General features: G+C 51.4%; 11 protein-coding genes and 1 pseudogene. 9 read left to right on the forward strand and 3 right to left on the reverse strand.

The window, feature by feature from the left end:
- The first annotated feature begins 27 nt into the window (after positions 1 to 27).
- The 4 genes from AB5Y53_RS04025 to AB5Y53_RS04040 all read left to right on the forward strand — a co-directional run bounded on the left by AB5Y53_RS04025 (position 28) and on the right by AB5Y53_RS04040 (position 7,392).
- Entirely contained in the window at positions 28 to 3,462 is a 3,435-nt protein-coding gene (locus AB5Y53_RS04025) for a beta strand repeat-containing protein (protein ID WP_368181168.1), read from the forward strand.
- An 87-nt stretch (positions 3,463 to 3,549) separates the two neighbouring features.
- Entirely contained in the window at positions 3,550 to 4,107 is a 558-nt protein-coding gene (locus tag AB5Y53_RS04030) for a hypothetical protein (protein ID WP_010675157.1), read from the forward strand.
- Between the two features lie 55 nt (positions 4,108 to 4,162).
- Complete coding sequence (locus AB5Y53_RS04035) at positions 4,163 to 4,864, forward strand: SIMPL domain-containing protein (RefSeq protein ID WP_010675156.1); 702 nt, start codon at positions 4,163 to 4,165, stop codon at positions 4,862 to 4,864.
- Between the two features lie 206 nt (positions 4,865 to 5,070).
- Entirely contained in the window at positions 5,071 to 7,392 is a 2,322-nt protein-coding gene (locus AB5Y53_RS04040) for an ATP-binding protein (RefSeq protein WP_368181235.1), read from the forward strand.
- Here the strand turns inward: AB5Y53_RS04040 and AB5Y53_RS04045 are convergent.
- The gene (locus AB5Y53_RS04045; protein WP_368181169.1) at positions 7,370 to 8,029 is read right to left on the reverse strand and encodes a response regulator; all 660 of its coding nucleotides are present in this window, start codon (positions 8,027 to 8,029) and stop codon (positions 7,370 to 7,372) included. The two genes, AB5Y53_RS04040 and AB5Y53_RS04045, sit on opposite strands and share 23 nt — an antisense overlap.
- Positions 8,030 to 8,233: 204 nt before the next feature.
- On the opposite strand from AB5Y53_RS04045, the gene AB5Y53_RS04050 reads away from it, so the two are divergent.
- Both AB5Y53_RS04050 and AB5Y53_RS04055 read left to right on the forward strand, forming a co-directional pair.
- The gene (locus tag AB5Y53_RS04050; RefSeq protein WP_368181236.1) at positions 8,234 to 8,359 is read left to right on the forward strand and encodes a hypothetical protein; all 126 of its coding nucleotides are present in this window, start codon (positions 8,234 to 8,236) and stop codon (positions 8,357 to 8,359) included.
- Between the two features lie 8 nt (positions 8,360 to 8,367).
- Positions 8,368 to 9,528 (forward strand): annotated as a pseudogene (locus tag AB5Y53_RS04055) (IS3 family transposase).
- Here the strand turns inward: AB5Y53_RS04055 and AB5Y53_RS04060 are convergent.
- Both AB5Y53_RS04060 and AB5Y53_RS04065 read right to left on the reverse strand, forming a co-directional pair.
- A complete protein-coding gene (locus tag AB5Y53_RS04060; protein ID WP_368181170.1) occupies positions 9,459 to 10,469 on the reverse strand; it encodes a hypothetical protein in 1,011 nt (336 codons plus the stop codon). The pseudogene AB5Y53_RS04055 and the gene AB5Y53_RS04060 overlap by 70 nt on opposite strands.
- 581 nt (positions 10,470 to 11,050) lie before the next feature.
- Positions 11,051 to 13,843: an Ig-like domain-containing protein gene (locus AB5Y53_RS04065; protein ID WP_368181171.1), complete on the reverse strand. Its 2,793-nt coding sequence runs from the start codon at positions 13,841 to 13,843 to the stop codon at positions 11,051 to 11,053.
- Between the two features lie 511 nt (positions 13,844 to 14,354).
- Here AB5Y53_RS04065 and AB5Y53_RS04070 point away from each other — a divergent pair.
- From AB5Y53_RS04070 to AB5Y53_RS04080, 3 genes are all read left to right on the forward strand, one after another.
- The gene (locus AB5Y53_RS04070) at positions 14,355 to 15,098 is read left to right on the forward strand and encodes a hypothetical protein (protein WP_368181172.1); all 744 of its coding nucleotides are present in this window, start codon (positions 14,355 to 14,357) and stop codon (positions 15,096 to 15,098) included.
- 29 nt (positions 15,099 to 15,127) lie between these two features.
- Positions 15,128 to 15,613 (forward strand): CS1 type fimbrial major subunit, encoded by a 486-nt coding sequence (locus tag AB5Y53_RS04075; protein ID WP_368181173.1) that lies wholly within the window; start codon positions 15,128 to 15,130, stop codon positions 15,611 to 15,613.
- 74 nt (positions 15,614 to 15,687) lie between these two features.
- Positions 15,688 to 18,111 carry a TcfC E-set like domain-containing protein gene (locus AB5Y53_RS04080; protein WP_368181174.1) on the forward strand — a complete coding sequence of 808 codons (2,424 nt, stop codon included), beginning with the start codon at positions 15,688 to 15,690 and terminating at the stop codon, positions 18,109 to 18,111.
- Positions 18,112 to 18,136 lie beyond the last annotated feature (25 nt).

Consider the following 18,136-nt stretch of genomic DNA (forward strand, 5'->3'; position numbering starts at 1 on the left):
GACTTCAAGGCGCTGACCGGGGGCGGGGTGGGCAGCGAAGTGTTCACCTACACCCTGACGGATGCGGACGGAGACGTGAGCACGGCGACCCTGACCCTGACCATCAAGAACGACGATGACGGGGTGACCATCACCAACCTGACGCCCAAGGGCGAGGGCGGGGATGCGAAGGTGTACGAAGACGACCTGCTGGCGACCCGCGGCGCGAATGAGTCGGCGGGGTCGGACAGCAGCAAGGAGTCGACCACGGTGACGGGGGACTTCACCATCAGCGCGCCGGACGGGGTGAAGACCCTGAGCGTGGGTGGCATCAACATCGTGGTGAACGGGGTGGTGGCGGGCTTCCCGCTGAGCGGGGTGACCACGCCGCTGGGCAATACCCTGACCATCACCGGGTACAACCCGGCGACCGGGCTGGTGAGCTACAGCTACACCCTGAACGACAACGAGGCGCACCCGACGGCGAACGGCAACAACAGCCTGTTCGAAGACTTCGCGGTGAGCCTGGTGGACAGCGACGGTGACTCGGCCTCGAACACCCTGAGCGTGCAGATCGTGGACGACGTGCCGACGGCCAACGATGATGCTGACAGTGCTACTGAAGGTGTGTTCACTCCAGTGACGGGGAATGTCATTACCGGGGCGGGTACCATCGGCGGCACAGCCGGTGCCGGGGTGGACGTCATGGGGGCGGATGGTGCGGCAATCAGCCAGGTCGTGAGCTCGAACGGCAATTCAGACAGTAATCCTGCCGGTGGATTCACCGTGACCGGGCTGTATGGGACGCTGACCATGGGGCTGGATGGCGAATACAGTTATACGCTCACGGCGGCATCGGTTCCCGTGGGGGCCTCGGAGGTATTTACCTACACGCTCAAAGATGGCGATGGTGATACGGATCCGGCAACTCTGACCATCAATATTGCTCAGGATACCCGTGTCCCTGTATTGACCATCGGCAATGCGACGGTTGATGAGGAGGGACTGCCTGAGGGGACGGCTGCCAGTGGTAATTCGGAGATATTCAATGGCAGCTTCACCATCAACACCCAGGGGGAAAATCTGACTACCTTGACCATCGGTGGGCAGGCTTACAACTTGACCAGTGGCGGCAGTCAGACCTTGATCAACAATACGGAAGGAATGCTGACGGTAACCGGTGTCAGCGGCCCCACAGCCGGTGTCTACACGGTGAACTATACCTACACGCTCAAAGACAATGTGCTGACTCACAACGTTCAAGGCAACAGTGATACAGCGAATGGTCCGAGTTTCGTCGTGTCCGCTACGGATGCCAGTGGCGACAGTGGCACGGGTAACCTGCAGGTTGTGATCAGCGATGATGCCCCCATTGCCAATGCTGTTACCAATGCAGGCCAGGCGACTCAGGTGCAGAACACGAATCTGATGTTGATCCTCGATATCTCCGGCAGTATGGGTGATCCATCGGGCTATCAAGGCATGACTCGGATGCAGGTGATGCAAAAGTCCGCTTTGGAGCTGCTGGACAAATACAGCGCCTACGGCAGCGTCATGGTCAATATCGTGACCTTCTCCACTTCAGCCGCCAATCCGACCGGGGTGTGGGTCTCGGTCGATGTAGCCAAGGCCATCATCCTTGGCCTTACCCCCACGGACTCGACCAACTACGATGATGCACTGAACGAGGCAATCAAAGCCTTTGGCGATACAGGTAGACTCGCTAATGCGCAAAATGTCTCTTACTTCATGTCGGATGGTCTGCCAAATGCCAACTCGTTGAGCGGTACCCCCGCCACAGTTCCTGATGGCAACAACTCGCTTGGCGGTGGGAACGGGATCGATGGTGACGGCACGACACTGAGCGGTGAAACCAAGGACTGGGCCGATTTCTTGACGGCGAACAACATCAATTCGTACGCGCTCGGGATGGGCTCGGGAGCGACTCAGTCTGCACTGGATCCCATTGCCTACAACGGGGTCAGTGGTGCCAGCCCGGCAAATACCACCGCAGTGGTGGTGACTGACTTCAGCCAACTGACCGCGACTCTTTTGAGCACCGTGGTAGCTCCGCCCCTGGCAGGACAACTTATCAACGGGGTAGCGGCGAGTGCTGGGGCCGACGGTGGCTGGCTCAATGCCATTACCGTGGGGGGGGTGACTTATACCTACAACCAGAAGACGGACTCCGCTGGCGTCTCGGGAGGAACATCAGCCGGGACCTTCAATACAACGACCAACGAATGGACCATTACACTTGCAGGCGGCATCCTCAAGGTGGACATGGACAACGGCGCCTACACCTATACTCCGCCGTCATCCATTCCGGTCGGGGGGATAAACCAGGTCGTGGGTTACAGTGTGATAGACAACGATGGGGATACTGCGTCCAGCACCTTGTCCATCGTTATCAACCCGGCGGTCGGTCCTACCGTGGTTCGTGATGACTTTATCATCACCAACCAGGACCCGGCGACCATTCCGGATTGGGCTCTGCTTGCCAATGACACCGGGCCTCTGGCTGCGACCCAGATGATCACGGGCGTCTCGGGAGCCGTTGGAGGGACCGTCACAGACAATGCAGGCTCGGTAACATTTGATGATACCTCCGGCAATGCGACTCCCAACTCTTACGAGGGTTCGTTCAACTACACCAATAGCACGACCACAGATACGGCCAAGGTGTATGTGGATGTGCAGAGCGGTTTGACACTTACCGGGAGCTATCTCGACGAGATCCTTATTGGGGGATCTGGAAACGATACGCTCAACGGCAATGCCGGGAACGATATCCTGCTTGGAGGACTCGGTAACGACACCTTGAATGGTGGTGAGGGCAATGATCTCCTGATCGGTGGCGCTGGCAACGATACCCTGAACGGCGGCAACGGCAATGATACGGCCAGTTACTTCGACAGCGCTGCTGGGGTCACGGTCACAGTCAATGGTGCCAGTCAGAATACCGGAGGGGCAGGGACAGACAGCCTGAGCAACATGGAAAATCTGGTAGGGTCCATGTTCAACGACAGCCTGACCGGCGATGGTAATGCCAACGTCTTGAGCGGACTGGCAGGTAACGACATCTTGAGTGGTGGTGGGGGCGACGACCTGCTGATTGGGGGTACCGGCAGTGATACCCTGACTGGTGGGGCTGGCAAGGATACCTTCAAATGGATGGCAGGTGATGCAGGAGGCACGGATACCATCAAAGACTTCACCACGGGGGCCAATGGAGATGTCCTGGACCTGAGTGAACTGCTCAGTGGTGAGCATGCCGATGCGAGCACACTGGATCACTACCTTACCTTTGCTTCTGGTCCGGGCAGTGGCAAGTCGACCCTAACCATTGATCTCGATGGGGCGGGAAGTGGCACCACGACTCATACCATCCTCTTTGACAATGTGGATCTGACGGCCGGTAAATCCAATTTGCAGATCATTCAGGATCTGCTGGATCAGGGCAACCTCAAGGTCGATCCGTAAGCAGGGTATGGGGGCCGGATGTGCCCGGCCCCTGTTATTTGACGGAGTGGGCAGATAAGATAGCTGCAGTATCAGGAGAGGGTCACCATGCAGTCATTCAACTGGGTCGACATCGACGGCATTCGCTACAGCTGGAACGGGCAGGACAATATCGTCTGCACCGGCCGCTTTGGCTATCAGGCCACGATGACAGGTGACACGCTCAATGGTCTGGAGCTGGAGAGCGAAGATGGTGAGGTGGCGGGGTTGCTCAATGTGGACTTTGCCGCCTCTCGTATCAGCTTTACGCCAGCAGAGGATGCGCCCCTGCCCCACATGATGGTGCTGGTCGGCCATGAGTGGGGGCAGCAGGAGTATTCGTTGCAGAGCCTGAGTGATACCTCCTTGCAGGGGCTGCTCAGCCACGGTGAGGAGCTTGACTGGGGGGCGCTGGCCGTCGTGACGACGTCCGAGCCGAATCTGCCATCACAAGGTCATGTTCTGTCGTGGGATTCGTTCCACTTTGAGGATGAATCGCTGTTTGGCAGCCAGGCGCCTGCTCCCGTGATGACAAGCCATGGCAATTCAGGAGGAGGGGAAATCAGCATCAATATCGACATGACCAATCAGGTGCTGGACCAGATCCCGCCGACACACGATATATGAATCCCAATCGACGACATGCATAATGACCTCCATCTAAACGATGGAGGTTTTTTTTATGTGGCGTCCCCTTCTTACCCTGTCCGCGCTGGTTGTCAGTGCCCCCTTGCTTGCCATCGAGGTTCCCCAGGCTCCCCATCTGGTCGTCAGTGGCTATGCGGAGCAGAAGGCCGAACCAGACATGCTGACACTCAATGTCGCCGTCACGGCACTGGAGAAGCAGGGCATCAAGGCCAAACAGCAGGTAGATACCAAGGTAGCTGCCTTCTTTGGCCAGCTGGAGAGCCTGGGCATCAAGCGCAGCGACGTCGAGGCGGGCAACCTGGTGATCTCCCCCGAGTATCAGTATCCCCAGAATAAGCAGCCTGAAATGGTGGGTTACCGTGCCCAGCGCCAACTGGCCGTCAAACTCTATCAACTCGACAAACTCAGCCAGTTGATGGATACCGCCCTCAAGGCGGGTCTGGAGTCCGTGACCCAGATAGAGTACGGCCTGAAGTCACCACAGGTCATCAAGGAGCAAGCCCGGCTTGGTGCTGTCGCTGATGCCACGAGCAAGGCGGAATCCCTGGCCAAGGCTTTCGGCATGAAGCTTGGCAAGGTGTATAGCGTCGAATACCGCAACAGTTCCCCCATGCCGGTCTATACCCGTGCCATGAAGGCCGCGGCAGCCCCTGCCGCCGACATGATGGAAAACAGCTATCAACAGCAGCAGATCAGCATCACTGACAATGTTGAAGCCGTCTTCCTGCTGGAATAACACAGCCCCTTTGTCTATCACTCAAACCCGAGGCAACCCCTCGGGTTTTTATTTCCTTTGTGAAAGAATGGAAGTCAATGGTCGTATATGGGAATGCTCTTATTTATCTTTTTGTCTTTAAGATAGACAATATTGAAACTCACAGAAGTCGTGGCCATGATTAATCGAGTTCAAGTCATAGAGGGTAGTCAAGGATGAGAGTGAAAATGACCAAAATTTGGTTGATATGTTCATATCTTGTCACCAATGTGGCCCATGGCGCTCTTTTGTTGAGTGAGAAGGAACACCATTGGATCAGTGAACATCCAGTGATTGTCTATCAGTCTAATGGTACTTGGCCTGTCGATTTCCATCGTAATGGCAGGCATGTTGGGCTTGTCAGAGATTACCTTGACGTGATTACAGAATTGACAGGACTGACCTTTGTTGAAAGCCAACAAACCCCTCCTTCCTTGGCATCATCACCTGTCTGGGTTATTCCGGCGGTATCTCCTAAATTTTCCAGTCTCTCGAAAAAATGGACACTGACAGATGCATATGTGACTGTTAGTGCATTAGTGGTGACGCAAACGGACAAACCCAGCGTTTACGCGCTACGCCAGTTGGAAGGTCGCACCCTGGCTATTCAAAAGACAACATTCTATCGAGATTGGTTGCATAAAAAACATCCTAACATCCGATTGATGGAGTATGACGATGGATTGCAGGCGTTGCAGGCAGTCAAAACAGGAGCGGCGTATGCAGCTCTTGGAGCAGAGTTAAGTATCAGGCCTCTTTTACAGCGATATTTTACAACAACGTTGGCAATAGCTGGATACCCGCCAGAGGCATATACTGGCGTGCACATGGCGGTCAGCGCAGAGCATCCAGAATTACATAGTATTCTGAATAAGGTCCTTATCTCACTCAGTGCTCAGCAGACCGATGCAATATTTAAACGCTGGATTGATGAGCTTGAATTGGGGATGCCCCCTGTTAGTACAATCTTCTATTATTACAGCGGTGAAGCAGCATTATTGATCGTATTCCTTATTATTTTGAGTGTCGCATTATATCAGGCCCGTCAGGCTCGTATGCGTGCCGAGGATAGTGAGGCAGAGAAATCTCGCTTCTTGGCTGTAATGAGCCATGAGATCCGCACACCGATGAATGCCGTGATGGCTTCACTGGAGTTATTACAACGACCAGAAAGCTCAAATCAAAAAGAATATATCTCACTGGCTCGAACCTCTGCAGAAGGATTGATGGAGCTGCTAAATGACATTCTTGATTACTCTCGCCTAGAGTCAGGTCAGCTTTCTCTTAATTTGATAACTTTCGAGCTAAAATCTTTTTTACAGGAAGTCTATGATAGTCATTATCCTAGTTCTATCCAAAAGGGATTGGAATTACGACTGGATTGTCCAATAAATGAAATGTGGGTTATTACGGACTCTCAACGCCTCAAGCAGATTTTGCACAATTTACTCTCTAATGCGATCAAGTTTACGGAAAAAGGGAAGGTAGTATTAGCGGTAGACTTGCAAGAAGAGGAAGGAAAATCTCTAGTGTTAGTCTTTCGTGTGGAGGATCAAGGGCCTGGTATCCCTCAGTCAGAACAGAGAAGGCTTTTTAAAGCATGGCAACAAGCGGATAATTCTGTGACCCGTCGACATGGTGGAAGTGGATTGGGGTTATACATCTGTCAGCAGTTGGCTCACTTGATGGGAGGGAGTCTCAGGTTGGCCAGTCAAGTAGGGGAAGGAACCCGCGTCTTTCTTACCCTGCAAGTTGAGCGCTGTTTACCTCAAGAGTCTGAAAGCCAAAACAATGAGAAAGCACTGCCTCGTTTCACTGAATCAATGTCTGTCCTTGTTGTTGAAGATCATCCTGTCAACCAGCGATTGCTGACGGATCAACTTGAAGTCATGGGCTGTCATAGTGAAGTCGCAGAGAATGGACTTGCAGCACTGAGACTCATCGCTGAAGAAAACTATTACAGTGCAGTATTACTTGATTGCAATTTACCAGACATGAGTGGATATATGGTTGCAAGAAAGATACGCGCTTTCGAGTCTCGAATGGAGCGTGAGCGGACGCCAATCATCGCCATCTCAGCAATGAGTGATAATCAACATCTAATCCGGACGCAAGAAAGTGGCATGGATGATGTTTTGTTCAAACCGATTAGGTTACAGAGTCTGGCCGATACTCTTTTACGGTGGTGTCAAGCAGATGTCGAAACTACCGTTTCAACCCCCTTGATTGTGCAGCCTTCTATTGGAGCAAGGGAATATCTGGAAGAGGATCTGAGAGAATTTACCGTTGCTGTGGAGCTTAAAGATCAATCTCGAATGCATCATTACAGTCACCGTATAAAAGGCGTGGCCTTGATGATAGGGTTAACCAAGTTAGCTGCTTTGGCTACGCTCCTTGAGAAGCGGCTGAGTCAGGGGGAGGGTATGTCCATAGAGGAAGGAGAAGAATGGAAAGAAAAATTACAAGCGCACATCATGCTTCTCCCGTCTAACGAATCTCCTCGCGAATAAGAAAGAGCTCATGGTCATTTTTTATCCCAAGCTTGCGCAGGGCTGATTGTTTTTGTGAGCTGATAGTCTTAATGCTGCGATGAAATTTCTGAGCGATTTCGCTGACGCTCATTCCCTCAATGATACAACGAACTACTTCATGTTCTTTTGGTGATAACCGGTTTATATACCGATTTTGCGTTGAGTTAGTATATGGCTTATGCGGTAGTTCCATTTCAATAGATTCAATTTCAGCTTTCATTTCAGGGGATAGGTAGATGTTCCCCTTTGCCACGCAATGTACAGCTTTTGTTATTTCTTTGGGGTCTGAGTTTTTTCCTATAAAGCCCTTCGCCCCAGCTCTTAGGGCTTGAATAACTAATCCACAATTGTAGTGTGCAGACACAACAAGGAGTGCTGTAGCAGGATTTTTATTGGTCAGGTATTTTATCAGCGACAATCCATCCATTTCATCAGGAGACAAAGAAAAATCCATTATAACCACATCAGTCGATTTATTTTGCAAAGCAGTGATGAGTGTTTTGCTTGTTGTAAAACTCCCCTCCATGATTAATGATTGATCTGTTAGTAGTATGTCATTGAGTCCTCTCAATATAAGTGCATGGTCATCCAAAGTCATAATTTTTAGTTTCTTCATATCGTTACCCCAAAAACGCATCTATGGGAAAGCATTTCAACGAGAGATCACGTAACTATCTGTAACTTATAATGTCTTTCCTATATTGTCTATCCCTGTATGAAGATGGTATTCACCTGACCGTTGCCCACAAAAGGGAGTGGTCATACGGCTTCAAACCGGATAACAAAACGGTACCCCTACCGTGTTATCTGGAGTCACCGTATGACCACCAACGAGAAAGTAGCACGTCGTAAGCTCAGCCTGCTAGAGCTCGCCAAAGAGCGCAATTTTAGTGGTTTAATCATCCCGGACACCATTTTAGGTGGTAGAGTCGCCACCATAATCTGAGGTGTTCAATGACAAGATTGCGTCGCTCATTTACTGCCGAATTCAAACTGGAAGCCGCATCCCTGGTGATCGACCAGGGGTATTCAGTCCCCGAAGCCAGCCGCTCGCTGGATGTCGGTGAAACCGTACTTCGCCGCTGGGTTCAACAGCTCCAATCCGAACGCTGTGGCACTACCCCAATCAGCAACGCGCTGACTCCGGAGCAGCAGAAAATCCAGGAGCTGGAAGCCCGTATCAACCGCTCGAGCGCGAAAAGGACATACTAAAAAAGGCTACGGCTCTCTTGATGGCGGACGAGTTCACACGTACGCGCTGATAGACCGATTAAGGGAGCAGGCCCCATCACCTTGGTCTGCTGCGCTTTTGATGTTCCCAAGTCCTGCTTTTACGACTATTTAGCCCGCAAGCGGACGATTAGCCGTGAGCGGATGAAACAACGAAGCGAGTTGCGCCGTTTGTTCAAAGAGAGCCGGGATTCCGCAGGCAGCCGCGCCTTGATGTCGATGATGCGAGCGCTGGGGTATCAGATTGGCCGATTCAAAGTCCGTAACCTGATGAAGGAAGCTGGGCTGGCGTCCAAACAGCCGGGCGCACACCGTTATAAGGTTGCATGCTCTGAACGACCGGATATTCCGAATCTGCTGGCCCGCGAATTTGATGTTCCACAACCCAATCAGGTGTGGTGTGGCGATATAACCTACGTCTGGACAAGTGCTCGTTGGCATTACTTAGCAGTGGTGCTTGATCTTCATACCCGGCGGGTCGTGGGCTGGGCGATGTCTGATAAGCCTGATGCAGAGCTGGTCATCAAAGCACTGGAGATGGCCTATCAGCAACGAGGTTGCCCATCAGGCGTGCTGTTTCACTCCGACCTGGGCAGCTAATATGGCTGCCGGGCATTTCGGCAACGACTGTGGCGCTATCGCATGACCCAGAGCATGAGTCGGCGTGGCAACTGCTGGGATAACACACCGATGGAGCGGTTGTTCAGGAGCCTGAAGTCAGAGTGGCTCCCGACAACGGGATATATGAACCTGCGGGAGACGAAGCGGGATATCAGCTATTACCTGATGGATTACTACAACTGGCGGCGTCCACATCAACACAATGACGGGATCGCGCCAGCAAAAGCCGAGGATCGGCCTAACCAAGTGTCCGGATTTAGTTGACCACTACAGAAATTGATACCGAAGGAAGTGCGTACTAAAGTAGCGTAATCAAGACACCGGTTTGAGGCCGGTGTCAGGTGATAACTAGATCTGTACACATTGCCAACGAGAGGTACGCCAGAGATCGTCGGGGTTGCATCGGGTTTGGTATCCTGGTTTGAAGGCAAGCCTGTTATGGTTGTACAGACTTTAACACCCTCAGGAACAGCATTACTGTTCTTGGTCGTATCAGAGAATGGGGTTATACACGCTTTAAAAACCAAATCAGCAGCATCTTTAGTTACTGTATAGGTGGATTGGCCGGTTGCAATCAAGGTATCATCTGAATACCACTCGATGCTGTTTTGAATTTTATTGTTATCAGGCAGGTCGCCATCTTCATCATAATAACGTTTGGCAAGGGTCAAAACCTGACCTTGTTGGGCTATACCGATGATGGAAACAGTTTGGAATTCAGGGGGTAAATTACCATTTGGTGTTTCACATTGAGTAGGTCCCCATACTCCATCTTGGTTACGCGGTTGAACACAAGAATAAGTAACCTTGTTTTTATCTTCTGGTGCTAACGTCAATTGGCATTCTTTACCAGCACCGGATTCACATGGTTCATAATCAGGGAGGCTAGTATCCCGATAAATAATCCAACCAAAGAGGGATTCTCCTTCCTTCCCTGATGTTGAGTTGTCGCCAGGGTAGTAGCGGTATTGGGAAAAAAGATTATCTTCGCTTCTGATGGAAATGGTAGCCGCAGGTTTTTTTATGGCTGGAGATGTGGGCTGACTACTGGTAGCTGCAGCGCATATTTCGTTCCCGCGGCGAACACCGGTTTTGGCAATGGGAGTGATGCAACCAATATACTCGGCGTCAATTTGGTAGTTGTCTGCGGTCAGTAACAGCTTTGCACTATGAGCTCCGTCAATGATGATGCCATTTTTTTCCACTTGAACTCATGAGTGTCGGCAATATCCGACTCTTTATCTAAGTATTCACCTGTGATGTACAGTGCCGTATTACCTGCACCAGCAATGGGGGGGAGTGCAGCACCTCAGACTGTGACGTTGATTGCTTGTGGTGGCGTGTTCTGCGCGTTTGAAGAGCTATCATTATCACCAGGGTACCCTCCGCAAGAAGCGAGTCCGGCCAAGAGGGGGAATGAAACTACCTATCTTTTATATAGAGACATCTTTGCACCATCCATTGTTGCACCATCCAAAGTTTATTCCTGAAACTGATGTCTTATTACATCATCATTTTTATCTTTTCATGGCCTGAGTATGTGTTCCCTCCAGATTCAGCTAATGTTTACAGACAAAAGTCAATAGCGTTTTGAAGATGAGTGTAGTTGTAACTCGTTGTTTTTTCAACCGAGTTTTTGTAACTGCCAAGAAGTGCATTCAAGTGGGTAGGGAGCAATAATCGTGGCTTGCATAGATCGGGAGCAAAGTGAATTGTATTCGGAGGGATGTACGGAGGCGTTTTTAAAAAACCCTTCTTGATGTTTTTTATCAAGAAGGGGGGATGATTACTCTTTTATTGTGGAGGCAAACTGGATTGTATGAGTATATCTGTTTGCCGAGATGGCAAAACCACGCAACACTTCATTATCAGGAACATTCCAGGTTGCGCTGCCCTGGATAACAACATCTTTGGAGTTGCCACAGGTAAAACTGATGCCATCACCATAAAAGAAATGTAACTTGGAGATGACGATCATGTTGTCCTGGTGCTTGTAATACCCCCATTCAACATCGATTTTTGTTACTTCCTCGGTGTTTATGGTGAGTGAGGTGCCACCTGAGCCACCAGTAAGCCCCAGCTCCGGCGTTCCAAGGGCATCAACAATGAAGCCGCAGCGGAATATTAATTGATGACTATTGGAAACCAGATAGAGACCATCTTCGTCTATTGGATAACGATAGCCATAGACATCGCTGAGCCTAGCGTGTGTCACTTTTACGATGCCATTGCCTTTCATGCCATGATAACTGGCCGTTACAGAGGCCATCCCTGTTGCCAATGCAGAAAGTTTACCTTGTTTATCAATGGTTGAGATACCGTCGTCAGACACTGTCCATTCAAGCTCTTCCGGATCAAGCGAGAGCTTGGTCCCATTAGAGTAAATGGCATCTGTCGAATATTGATAGAACCAACCCGGCATAATATTCAGATCGCTAGGGGATATATCAATGCCGATAATTCTTGCTTCATCAACGTGTACATCGACAGAACCGTGGAATGCGATGCCACTAAAGAACGTTACCGTCACGCGTGTGCTGCCGACAGATTTTGCCAATGCTGTCCCTTTCTGCTCACCGCTGTTTGAGACAGAGAGTATCTCTGGGTGGTCGACCTGCCAACTGGTCATACTGTCTTTCGTGATATCCAGGGTGCTGCCATCAGACAGATTGGCTCTCGCGATCAAGGGCATGGTGAGTCCCAAGGGAACGGAAGAGGTGTCATTGTCGATGAAAATGTCTGTCACAACGGCGGATATCACCGAAAAATGATATGTGGCAGATAGCTCCTGTCCATCAATGATAAGCATCGCAGAGATATTCGCGTGACCGCTGCCAGTAGCAATCACATTTCCCAATGCGCCGATTTTGGCTACTTGAAGGTTATCGGATGACCAATGCAGTCGCCCCATCCTGGTAATGTCACGATGGCTACCATCAGAATAAGTTGCCGTGGCAGTAAATCGGGTACTCAAGCCAATGGGAAGGTGATCCTGAATTGGCATAATAGAGAGTGATGTCATGCGTGCATCAGAGACCGTAACGGGGACTGATGCCAAGACTTGTTTTCCGTTATTGCTCAGGGATGCTTTGACCTCTGTCGTGCCGGGCATTGAAGCCGTAAGAACCCCTTTGGATTCCCTGTTATTGGATATGCTGGCGATTTCTGAGTCAGTAGCTTCCCATCTGAGTGCGCTATCGCCGCTGACGTCCCATGTTGTGCCATCGGAAAGATGGGCTGTGGCGGTCAGTTGTACCTCGCTGCCTCGTGGAAGCTGGATATCTGCAGGCGTCAGTTGCAGGCTCTCAACAATTGCCGAGGTAACGACCAGATTGGCGCTAGCATGCAATTGGAGCCCATTCATCTCAATGCTCGCTGTGATGCCTGTTTCCCCAGCATGATTGCCAACGACGACTCCGGCATATCCACTCTCCTTGATAAATGCAATATCGTTATCATTCGAGGACCAGTGCAAAGCATGATGATGCGTGATGTCAATGCGTTGTCCGTCAGAGAGCACGCCAATCGCAGAAAAGGCGTGTTCAAATCCCATCGGGATGGTGGCCACGTTGGGGGTCACTTCGATATCCGTGAGGGCTGCATCGTTGACCGATACCCATTCGCTGTCATCTAACCTGACGCCGTTGGCGATGACGGTGGCATGGATTTCAGCTTTCCCGACCGATACCGCCTTTACCAGGCTCTTGTAAGGATGCTGGTTATCCACGGTGGCAACCTCTTCGTTGCTTGATGACCAGACAAGGGTATGAGATTGGCTGATGTCCTTGACACTGCCGTCAGAGAATGTAGCGACGGCTTTGAAATACTGCTCGAACCCTTGCGGCATAATAATGTCGGAAACAGGGGTCACAGCCAAAGAGACCATCTCCAGATCAGATACGATCAGCGCTGCGGTTGTCTCGACCAAGGCGCCTTGTGCAGTCAGTGTGGCATGAATGGCGGTCTTGCCTTCAGCAAGGCCAGTCATCATCAGCTTGTTATTGTCCAGAGACAGGGTGGCAATGCTTGCGTCCTCCGGGGTTATGGTCAGGCTGCTTTCATGGGTCACATCCCTGATGCTGCCATCTGAAAAAGACGCGATCGCCTTGATTTCCTCTTCAAACCCAATGGGGACAGAGGTGATAGATGGTGTGAGTTGCAACGAGGTTGCCACGGCATTGCTGATGACGACTGTGGAAGATGCCGCATAATCAATACCGTTGACTTTTCCAACATAGCTAATAGTGGTCTGACCCTCTTTCAAGGCCTTAATTTCACCAAACTGATTGATTGACGCGACAGAGGGGTCGGCGCTGTCCCACACCATGTCAGGATGATAGGTAACATCCAATGAATATCCGTCAGTTCGCTTTAACTCTGCGGTAGCCTTCGAACTGAATCCGACAGGAATACTGGTATCGGTCAACGCAATTGCCAGAGTCATTATTTCAGGTTTGGGATTGGGTTTCTCAGGGGTACTTTCTGTTGTTGAGGAACTTATTTTTTCACAAGCGCTCAGTGCACCAGCTATTAATATCAGGATGGCTATTTTGTAAAATCTATACATATTTTCAACCATGTCGGTGTGCTGTGTTAACGTCTTTGGTTGTGTAATTTTACTACAATAAAGAAAATGCGATATAGGAGTACTCTTAAAGTTGATGTGGATCTATACAAAGAATCCAAGGTGGGATGCTGTCCATATCTCGCTTATGCAGGAGATGAAATTTCAATTGGCATATCGTCATGTTCTCTTCTTAATTGCTGGGCGCAAAATGATCATATGTATGCTTTTCATGTGGCGCTTGTGTTTGCATTTGTTCCCATGATGAAAATCTTAGAAGGTGGGGGGGAGGTTAAGAATGAGCAGAATGGTTCCTATTTTTGTAATTTATTGAATTTTAATGTGTTTTTGGGTTTTTTTGTTTGGCTCCTATACCCTGGTTGATATGCAGAGTGTTTTTTAGGAGTTGTCTTATTTATGAGTGGGATACATCTAGTCACAATACACCCATATCGACACAGCAGTGTGTCATACCGGATTTATTCACGATGTATAGCCGAAAGCTATCTCTAACTTGGTAGAAGAAATGAAAAGCATATTCGCCTTAGTCACTACGCTGGCTTTATCCTGTTCAGCCATGGCATCCCCCGCTATTAACATAGGAGCGATGCACAACTTTATCGAACCGGAGCGAAATACCATTCTTAAGCAGGTCAGAAATACAGGCACCAGTACTGCCTATGTGCGTATATCGGCGTTTGAACTCGATTTTATGCCAGCCGGAAAACCGGTCGAGAAGCCCATTGACAATGATGCATTGATGCAAGGTAAGGGAGTCGGCTTATTGGTGAGCCCAGCTCGGATGATTATTCCAGCATCAGGTAGTCAGGCCAATCGAATGTTATTCGTTGGGGAGCGAGATCGGGAACGTTATTACCGTGTTCGGTATGTTCCCGTGATACCGGAAACAGGCAAAGAGTTCGGTCTGACGGCCGCAGAGCAACAGGAATATGAGGCCGGGCTCAAGGTCGGCGTCAACATGATGGCAGGTTATGGCGCTATTGTGGTCGTGCGACCCGCTAACGTGCGTTATCAAACCCAGATTGATGAAGAGCCTGGCAAAGTGGTGATCACCAATAAGGGCAACAGCACGGTCATGCTTGATGCTTTTGCACAGTGCAAGGCAAAGCTCAAGGATTGCCATGGTCACAAGGTGCACTACTTGCGACCCGGTATTTCACTGACCCAGCCCAAAGAGGCAGGCAAAAGTTTTCAGTTCACCCTCGTTGAGGGAAAGAGCAAGAAAAATCTGGCATTCGGCCAGATGTAACAACCACCCAAACTAAAGGAAATCATTCCATGATTAAGCAAACCATTCTCGCATCTGCACTCCTGGCCGCTCTGGTCTCTACCGTTCAGGCAGACCCTGTCGCCCTGAACTTCGATGTGGAAACCACCATCCAGACCTCCTCGTTCTATGTGGTCCCGGATGGTAACTGGAACTCCCGACCTGTTGTGCTGAACCATGACCCGATCGCTGATGTGCTCAGACCTGCCAGTGTCAACCTGCGAGCCAAGAACACTGAGGGCGGTATCAACGCTTACCTGGATGCGCCTGCTACTCTGGCCCAGATCAATGGCAGCGGCAATATTCCGCTTACCATCGCAGTCGGTGGTGTCGAACTTGATGTCGGTGCCGCCAATGCAACTGAGGTGTTGAGCGCCAGTGACGCCGCCATCGAGAAAGGGTTGAGCGTCGATATCATGCCGGTTGATTCGAAAGGTCATGTACCGGGCAACTACTCTGGTTCCGTACTCATGATGTTTGACGCCAGCGCCTCCTGATTATCTTCGTCCATTCACGATTACGTTCAGATATGGGGGAAGGTCACCTTCCCCCACAACAGGTAAGCATTCTCATGTCATTACGTCGCGTTCTGGGAGCTGTGATGCTCCTCGGGGGAGGCTTTGTCTCTCATGCAGGGGCCGAACAAACGTCAGCCCCCACCCTTGCTGAGCAGGTAGCAGCATTGCCTGAGGGATTTAGAGAGCACTTCTTTGATACCCCGCTCTCCGCACGAGTACAACTTGATAACCAGGTCCTCGGTGACGCCATGATAATGCTCTCCTCAGATAACAAAGTTCGCCTACTTTCATTCACCGATGTGCATGACAGCCCGTTACCGGAAACCGTGCGCCAGCGTTGGTCGAAAGTGCTGGATAAACCCATCCTCCTGGGCCAATGCGAGAAAGATTGCCCTGCTGAGCTGACAGCCATTGCATATCACCTGGACAGTGCCCAGCTCTCACTGCTGACCGACATGGGAGAAACGAGAGAAACCCAGTGGCATGCCTTGCCGGAGCAGCAGAGTCTCGGGGTGATCGTGGCCAATCAGTTTCACTTCAGTGGCGGGGAGGAGCAGGAACCGGCCATGGGCTGGTCCCTTGACCTTGAAGCAGGCTTGGGGGAGTGGACCCTGCTTGGGCGGGGTCAAGTGGATCGTAGCGATGGCTCCCAGCTCAATCACCGACTGACAGCGACTTATGGTGAGCGAGAGCTGGAAGGGCATTACCTGCGAACCGGCTTGTTTACGCCGGACAGCCAGGGGGTACTGCGTCGACCTTATACCCTGGGCGGGCGCACCCAGACAATGGCTGGTGTGATGTTGGGGTCATCGGATACACGCCGACTTCAGGGCGGGAGCGTCAGCCTCTATCCCATCTATGTGACAGCGAATCGTGACAGTGTTGCTGAAGTCTACCGGGACGGCGTCCTCATCAGCAGCCAGCCTCTGAACGCGGGTTTGCAGATGCTGGATACCAGTTTGCTGCCAAGTGGCATCTATGACGTGGAGGTGAGGGTTGTCGAGAATGGGAACATCATCAGCAAAAACCAGGAGACTGTCCACAAGCCGGGAGCCTGGGCCGATCCCGCTCAGCGAATGCGCTACAACGTTTTTGCCGGTCGCGAAAGTCAATGGCTGAGCAATATCCGTGATCCGCAACAGGATGAGTGGACCCTGGGGGGAAGCGTCAACTATTTGATCGATTCTCGCTGGATTGGCGGTGTAGCCATGCAGCAAACCGGTTCTGCAAATCAGCTGGGTCTGTCCCTTGACTGGGAAGCCAGCCGCGACGTCAAGCTGTTTGGCAATCTTTATCGCAGCAGCGAGACGGGTCAGGGTTTTTCTACCCAGGCATTGTGGCGCTATGACGGGGGGAGCCTCACTGCGAACCACAGTCAGCAATGGAGTGAACGGGATAGTCTGGATGGCGCCAAGGTGAGGGAGAGAAACAGCAGCATATCCCTTAATCAGCGTGTGCAGGACAACCACAATGTGACGGCGCGAGTCAGTGCAGGCAACAACGGCATGGGATATGACCTGGGTTGGCATTTTCGCCAGCCTCTGGGGAAAACCCAGATCAATTGGCAACTATCGGTGTTTGATCGCCCCTATGAAGAAGATGGCGTCCGGCGTAACCGAGGGGGCATGCTGACCGCCAGTTTTGCTCTTGGTGGCAGCAAGCGTTACGGCAGCTTGAGTCTTGGGAGCCGAACGGACTCACGAGGTGAGCGCAGTCATTATCTGTCCGGTACCGTCAATCAGCGTTGGGAGGGGGGGCCCTTTACCGAAAGCTCCGCCACCTTGACCGTGGACAACCAGGGGCTAGGGATAGGGAACTGGAACCGGTTTGATCATTCTCAGGCCACCGGCAGTGTGTGGGGACAATCCAGTCCCGATGGTGCATTGACGGGAGGTGTTAATTTGAATAGCTCCCTCGTGGCTGGCGGAGGTGCGGTGGTGTTGAGCCGTGATACTTCAAACAGAGGGGCTGGCATGATTGTCGAGGTTATCTCGGATGATCCTAATGCAAGGCTGCTGGCTCATCATCCTCGTGGCAGCATCACGCTCAAGCCCGGTAACAACTTCATCCCGGTGGACGCCTGGAAAGAAGGAGCATTGGACCTTGATTTCCCTGGTGGTGAGGCCCCTGCATTGAGCATTTCACCGCGACAGCTGAATTACCATCTGGGGCGTGGTGGGGTGACGCGCCAGCAGGTTCGGGTCATGGAGACGGTGACCGTCATGGGGAGAGTCGTGGGGAGGGACGGCCTACCACTAGGTGGTGCAAGGGTTGTCAACCATGCGGGTCGTAGTGTCACCGAGCACGACGGTATTTTCACCCTGGAAATGCATCGGCATACGCCGCAGGTGGAGATTGAGCAACCCGATGGTGAGCGCTGCAGCATCACCTTACCCATACCCAGAGATCGTCAGGAGCAGGTGTTGTTTGCCGGTTCGCTGTCATGTCATACATCCAGTGCAAAGATAGAGAGCTGAAATTGATGAAAGAGAGAGTAAAGCA

The organism is Aeromonas sp. R7-5 (assembly GCF_040908015.1).
Lineage (GTDB): Bacteria > Pseudomonadota > Gammaproteobacteria > Enterobacterales > Aeromonadaceae > Aeromonas > Aeromonas caviae.